This is a genomic window from Micromonospora sp. ALFpr18c (genome assembly GCF_008868155.1).
GTDB lineage: Bacteria > Actinomycetota > Actinomycetes > Mycobacteriales > Micromonosporaceae > Micromonospora.
This window is the reverse complement of the sequence record NZ_WBKR01000060.1, coordinates 22,795-29,209: the sequence shown is the minus strand read 5'-3', so window position 1 is coordinate 29,209 and position 6,415 is coordinate 22,795. Positions and strand designations below refer to the sequence as shown.

Annotated in this window: 5 protein-coding genes and 1 pseudogene; 2 read left to right on the top strand and 4 right to left on the bottom strand. The window is 74.0% G+C overall.

All coding sequences use genetic code 11. The features are described from left to right. Positions 1-758 (top strand): annotated as a pseudogene (locus F8271_RS32375) (hypothetical protein); the annotation flags it as partial. A gap of 12 nt (positions 759-770) precedes the next feature. Here F8271_RS32375 and F8271_RS13610 read toward each other — a convergent pair. Further along, positions 771-2,252: a peptide MFS transporter gene (locus F8271_RS13610; protein WP_151490059.1), complete on the bottom strand. Its 1,482-nt coding sequence runs from the start codon at positions 2,250-2,252 to the stop codon at positions 771-773. 222 nt (positions 2,253-2,474) lie between these two features. Here F8271_RS13610 and F8271_RS13605 point away from each other — a divergent pair, with 222 nt between their 5' ends. Further along, the gene (locus F8271_RS13605; RefSeq protein ID WP_046564157.1) at positions 2,475-2,816 is read left to right on the top strand and encodes an RNA polymerase-binding protein RbpA; all 342 of its coding nucleotides are present in this window, start codon (positions 2,475-2,477) and stop codon (positions 2,814-2,816) included. A gap of 63 nt (positions 2,817-2,879) precedes the next feature. Here F8271_RS13605 and F8271_RS13600 read toward each other — a convergent pair whose 3' ends face one another. From F8271_RS13600 to lnt, 3 genes are all read right to left on the bottom strand, one after another. After that, entirely contained in the window at positions 2,880-3,404 is a 525-nt protein-coding gene (locus F8271_RS13600; protein ID WP_151490058.1) for an FxsA family protein, read from the bottom strand. 67 nt (positions 3,405-3,471) lie between these two features. After that, on the bottom strand, positions 3,472-4,281 hold the full coding sequence (locus tag F8271_RS13595; RefSeq protein WP_151490057.1) for a polyprenol monophosphomannose synthase: 810 nt from the start codon (positions 4,279-4,281) through the stop codon (positions 3,472-3,474). Positions 4,282-4,315: 34 nt separating this feature from the next. Continuing rightward, a complete protein-coding gene (gene lnt, locus F8271_RS13590; RefSeq protein WP_225854507.1) occupies positions 4,316-5,881 on the bottom strand; it encodes an apolipoprotein N-acyltransferase in 1,566 nt (521 codons plus the stop codon). Between the last annotated feature and the right edge of the window lie 534 nt (positions 5,882-6,415).

The window sequence follows — 6,415 nt, the reverse complement described above, 5'->3', positions numbered from 1 at the left end:
CCCGTACCGCCCGGGTCGAGGCCGACGACGCCCGCCAGCGCGCCGAGCGGGCCGGGCAGCAGGTCACCGCCGCCGACGAGCGGGCCCGGCTCGCCGAGGCGGCCCGGGACGAGGCCCGCCGCGACGCCAGCGCGGCGCAGGCGCTGCGCGCCCAGGCCGAACTCGATCGGGACCAGGCCCGCCGCGACGCGGACGAGCTGCGGGTGGCACGCGACGCCGAGCGGCAGCGGGCGGCCGATCTGAGCGTCGACCGGGACGCGGCGCGCGCCGACGCCGAGCGGGCCACCCGGGCCGCCGCTGAGGCCACCGAGCGGGCCGGGCGGTGGCAGACCGAGGTGCAGGACGTCCGTCGCCAGATCGACCAGGCCCGCGCCGACGCCGCGCGGACCCGCACCGAGGCCGCCGACGCGGCCCGCGCCCGCGAGCAGGCCGAACGCGCCCGTGACCGCGCGCAGGTCGCCGCCGACCAGGCCGACACGGCCCGTCAGGAGGCCGCCGAACTGGCCGTGCGGCTGCGCGCGGAGCTGACCGCCACCCTCGCGCACCGCGACGCGCTGACCGCCGAGCTGACCGCCGCCCGGCACGCCGCGGCCACCGCCGAGGGCCAGGTCAGCACCCTGACGGTACGACTGGACGCCGCCGAAGCCGACCGGGACGTGGCCCAGCGGCGGGTGGCGCAGCTCGGTGACCAGGTCAGCGACCTGGCGCTGGCGTTGGCCCGCCTCGGCGCCGCCACGCCCGACGACGCCACCGGCTGACCGCCGGGCCGGTCAGTGGATGCCGGCCATCAACGCGCGGATGTGTCGGGCGAACATCACCGCGCCCACCCCGAACGCCACCGACGCCAGGCCGAAGGTGAGGAAGTAGGTCGACTCGGACCAGGTCTGCGCGAGCCGGGCCACCTGACCGCCGATGGCGTCGCCGACGGCGGTGGCGAGGAACCACAGCCCGAGCATCTGACTGGCGTACTTCACCGGCGCGAGCTTCGTGGTGGCGGACAGGCCGACGGGGCTCAGCGACAGCTCACCGGCGACCTGGATGGCGTACACCGCGACCAGCCACCACGGCGACACCCGCTCGCCGCCGACGGCGGCCTGCGCCGCGGCGGCCATCAGCACGAACGACAGGCCGTTGAGGATGAGCCCGACGGCGAACTTCACCGGGGTGGACACCCGGTTGCCGGCGCGCAGCCACAGCAGCGCGAACAGCGGCGCGCCGATGATGATCAGGATCGGGTTGACCGACTGCAACCACGACGCGGGGAAGGTGAACCCGGCGACGTCCCGGTCGGTGCGGTCGGCGGCGAAGATGTTCAGCACCGAGCCGGCCTGGTCGTAGATCAGCCAGAACGCGGCGGCGAACACGAACAGCCACAGGTACGCCCTCATCCGCAGACGTTCGGTCGTGCTGAGCTCCCGGTCGGTCATGATCCGGGCGAAGTAGCCGATGGCGACGAGCACGGTGACCGCGGTGAGCACGTTCACCACCGTGTTGACGGTGAACAGCCCGAGCAGGGCGAGGACGGCCACGACGACGAGCAGCGCCACCAGCGCCAGGCCGGCCCGGGTCAGCGCCCGCCGGCGGTCGGCGCCGAGCAGCGGGTCGGCCGGCCGGTCCCCCGTGTCGCCCAGGTTGCGCCGGCCCAGCACGTACTGGATCACGCCGGCGGTCATGCCGACCGCGGCCACGGCGAACCCCAGATGCCAGTTGATCTTTTCGCCGAGGAAGCCGGTGATCAGTGGGGCGAGGAACGCGCCCAGGTTGATGCCCATGTAGAAGATCGAGAAGCCGGCGTCGCGGCGCGGGGAGTCCCGGTCGTACAGGGCGCCGACCATCGTCGAGATGTTCGGTTTGAGCAGCCCGGTGCCCAGCACGATGAGCGTCATCCCGGCGAACACGCTCCACCGCACCGGCACCGCCATCACGTAGTGCCCGGCGGCGATCACCACCCCGCCCCACAGCACGCTGCGGCGGGCGCCGATCAGCCGGTCGGCGACCCACCCGCCGGGCAGCGCCAGCAGGTACACCATCGCGTTGTACGTGCCGTAGACCGCGTTGGCGCTGGCCTCGCCCAGCCCCAACCCGTCGTCGGAGACCTCGGCCGTGAGATACAGCACGAGGATCGCCCGCATCCCGTAGAAGCTGAACCGCTCCCACATCTCGGTGAGGAAGAGCGTCGCCAGGGCCCGGGGATGCCCGAAGAACGTGCGCCCGGTTGCGGCTCGGCGTTCGACCGGGACGTCCTGGGCCATCGCAACCTCCACTGCGCTCGGGCGGTTAACATCCCCGGTGGCAGCCGAAACACTCCACCAACGCGACCCGCCCGGGGATCACCTGGCCGGGTGGCCGCCCCGGCCGGCTACCCTTGGTCGCGGCCCACCCGTGGACGCCTCACGCCCTCGGGCGGGAATGGGGCGACGGGCACGCACCGTTACACCCAGAAGACCAGCACCACGAACGAGGGGAAGTCGATCATGGGCGAGCGTATGCTGCGCGGAAGCCGCCTGGGCGCGGTCAGCTACGAATCCGACCGCAACACGGAGCTCGCGCCGCGTCAGACCCGCGAGTACCTCTGTGCCAAGGGCCACCAGTTCGAGGTGCCGTTCGCCGTCGACGCCGAGGTCCCGACGACCTGGGAATGCAAGTTCGACGGCAGCGTCGCCCGACTCGTCGACGGCAGCGAGCCGGAGCAGAAGAAGGCCAAGCCGCCGCGTACCCACTGGGACATGCTGCTGGAGCGGCGCTCGATCGCCGAGCTTGAGGACATCCTCGCTGAACGGCTCCAGGAGGTTCGTACCCGTCGCGGCCGCGCCTGAGCCGCACACCGCACGACACGGCGCCCCCGGGGTTCTCCCCGGGGGCGCCGTCGTGTCGTAGCGTCAGTTGCGGCCAGGCTCGATGATCTCGCCCTCGATGGCCCGGCCACCGTCGACGACCACCGGCTGCTGCGGCTGCGCGCTCGGCGTCGGCTGCGGTGCACCCTGGCGCACCCGCACCGTCCGCGGCCCGAACAGGTCACCGGCGACCATCGACGACACCCGCCGCTCCGCGGTGCGTTGCACCCCGGAACGGGCCAACCGTCGCAGCGGCGGCACCATCAGCAGCAACCCGACCAGACCGCTGACCAGGCCCGGCACCGCCAGCAGCAGCGCACCGGCCAACCCGACGAGCCCGTCGGTCACCTGCCGCCCCGGTGGCTGCCCGGCCGCAGCGGCGGAACGGAACCCCCGCCAGGCGCGCATGCCCTCGCGGCGCAGCAGCACCAGCCCCAGCAGCGACGCGGCGAACACCAACAGCACCGCCGCGCCGAACCCCAGCGCCCGCCCCACCGCGACGAACACCGCCAACTCCAGCACCACCGTCAGCAGCAGGGCCAACGGCACGAACCTCAGTCCTCGGCGCATCTCACCTCATCGCCATTCCCGCGACACCATGGGCGTGTCCCGCCCATCCAGCATGACACGGCCGCGCTCACGGCCACCGCACCTGACCGGTGGGGGTGCCGTTGAGGCCGCGGCGTACCGCCTGGCGCCGGTCCTGCACGCCCCACGTGGTGATCCGCCACAACGCCTCGGCCACGATGCGCGGGCTCATCTTGCTGTCCCCGCGTTCCCGTTCGGCGAACGTGATCGGCACCTCCACGATCCGCACGCCGGCCTGATGCGCCAGCCGGGACAGCTCCACCTGGAACGAGTAGCCCTGGGAGCACACCGAATCCAGGTCGATGGCGTCCAACGCGCTGATCCGGTACACCCGGTAGCCGCCGGTCGCGTCGGACATCGGCATGCCCAGGGCCAGCCGCGCGTACAGGTTGCCGCAGCGCGACAGCAGCAGCCGCCGCAGCGGCCAGTTCACCACCCGCGCGCCGCTGGTCCACCGTGACCCGATCACCACGTCGGCGTCTCGGGCGGCCGTCAGCAGCGCCGGCAGGTCCTCCGGGGCGTGCGAACCGTCGGCGTCCATCTCCACGACCGCGTCGTAGCCGCGCTCCCGCGCCCACCCGAACCCGGCCAGGTAGGCGGCGCCGAGGCCCTGCTTGCCCTCGCGGTGCAGCACCTGCACGTGCGCGTCGCCGTCGGCGAGGGCGTCGGCGATCGCGCCGGTGCCGTCGGGGCTGTTGTCGTCGGCGATGAGGATCTGCACGGCCGGGGCGGCCCGGCGGACCCGCCCCACGATCGCGGCGACGTTGTCGGCCTCGTTGTAGGTGGGGATCACCACCAGCACCCGGCCCACGCCGGGCACCTCGTCGGGACGCCGGATCGTATCGGTCGCCTGGATCACGGTTCCTCCGCTCCCGCCGGCGTACCGGCTGCTGCTATCCGGGCATGACCCGCTGCCGCCGGCGCAACACGGCCGCGCCGACCAGGGCCGCTGCGGCCAGCCCGGCGAGCGCCACCTCCGGCCACCAGCCGAGGCGGGTGGCGAGGGTACGTCCGCCGTCGAGCCGCATCTGCCGCACCACGACCTCCCGGGTGTTGAACCCGGTGGCATCGCTTACCCGCCCGTCCGGGGCGACGAACCCGGACACCCCGACCGTGGAGGCCATCAACGCCGGCCGGCCGTGCTCCACCGCCCGCAGCCGCACCATCGCCAGCTGCTGGCGGGCCTCCGCCACGTTGAAGGTGGCGTTGTTGGTCTGCACGACGAGCAGCTGGGCGCCGCCGGTGACGGTGTCGCGGACCACCTCGTCGTAGGCGACCTCGAAGCAGATCACGTCGCCGAGCACCGTCGGGCCGGCGCGCACCACGCCCGGGGTGCTGCCGGCCACGAAGTCCGACCGGATCAGGTCGACCTTGTCGCTGACCATCCGTGCCACGTCGCGCAGCGGCACGTACTCGGCGAACGGCACCGGGTGGCGTTTGGCGTACAGCTGGCCCAGGTCGGGGCCGGTGCCGGGCCGCCACAGGATGCCCACGTTGCGGACCTGACCGGCGCCGGGGCCCTGCAGGACCGCGCCGACGAGGATCGGCGCGCGGACCGCGTCGGCGGCCTGCGAGATCCGCGCCCCGGCGGTGGGGTTGCGCAGCGGGTCGATGTCGCTGGAGTTCTCCGGCCACACCACCAGGTCGGGTTGGCGTTGCGCGCCGGCGGTGACCTGCGCGGCCAGCAGCAGCGTGGCGTCGACGTGGTTGTTGAGCACCGCCTGGCGTTGCGCGTTGAAGTCCAGGCCCAGGCGCGGCACATTGCCCTGCACGATCGCCACGGTGACCGTGTCGCCGCCGCCCGTGGCGGCGACCGGCACGAGCAGGCTCGCGGCGGTCAGCGCCACCGCCAGGGCGGCCGGCGCGGCCACCGGCGCCCACCGGGCGGCCGGCGGGCCTTCGCTGCGCGCGGTGGTGCGGGCGGCGACCCAGCCCCGCCAGACGGCCGTGACGAGCAGACCACCGACGAGGGCCACCGCGAAGGTGACCAGCGGCGCGCCACCGAGCGCGGCCAGGCGCAGCAGCGGCGACGAGTCCTGGCTGAACGCCAGCCGGCCCCACGGGAACCCCCCGAACGGGGTGCGGTCGCGCAGCGCCTCCTGCCCCACCCACAGCAGGCCGGTCAGCGCCGGCCACGCCCAGCGGCCGCGGTCGGCCAGCGGCGACACCCAGGCGGTGGCCATGCCCAGCAGCGCCAGGTAGCCGGCCTGCAACAGGGACAGCAACACCCACGGCAGGTAGCCGGTGTGCAGGTTCGTCCAGGCCAGCAGCGGCGCGAACAACGCCACGCCGGTGAGGAAGCCCAGGCCGGCGCCGGCGCGCAACCGTCGGCGGTGCGCCGCGGCGGCCAGCAACGCCACGCCCACCGGCGCGAGCGGCCACACCCCGTACGGCGGGAACGCCACCAGCAGGGCCAGCCCGGCGGCGACCGCCATCAGCGCGGCGGCCGGCAACGGCAGCGGCGCGGCGGCGACGACCGGACGGGTCGACGCCTGCGGGGTGTGGGTCTCGTCCCGGTCCAGCGTCGTCACCGCAGCTTCACCTCGATCACCCGGCGAAGGCTACCTGGCCGGCGGTGGTGTCGGCCGCATCGGGCCGTGGGGGACGATCCGCCCGGCGGACATGAAATCGGGGCGCGGCTCGCGCCGCGCCCCGATGCTCCCAGGCCCTCCCCGGCCGGTGTGGCGAGGATGTGGCACGCCGACCTTCGGACCGACCGGACGCGGACTGGCTGCCCCCGCCGGGCCGTTGTCTACTGGCCGTGCACCTCACCCTGCCCGTACACCGGTAACCGCGACCGGTTCGCGCCGCCCCGCCGACCCCCGCCCGCTGGACCTGGCCGCCGCGACGATGACGCTCAAAAATGTCGCTCGGCCAGCGGACGAAGGGACGAAGCGAACAACAGCCGCTTCCCGTGGTAGGACTCAAAGACGGTACGTGCTGCACCCCGTCTCCTGTCAACCCACGCCGGCCTGTCGTGTGTTCCGACACGG

Excerpts from the sequence above, each read along its gene's own strand:
- F8271_RS13610 (WP_151490059.1), bottom strand. The coding sequence starts at position 2,252 with ATGGCCCAGGACGTCCCGGTCGAACGCCGAGCCGCAACCGGGCGCACG.
- F8271_RS13605 (WP_046564157.1), top strand. The coding sequence starts at position 2,475 with ATGGGCGAGCGTATGCTGCGCGGAAGCCGCCTGGGCGCGGTCAGCTAC.
- F8271_RS13600 (WP_151490058.1), bottom strand. The coding sequence starts at position 3,404 with ATGCGCCGAGGACTGAGGTTCGTGCCGTTGGCCCTGCTGCTGACGGTG.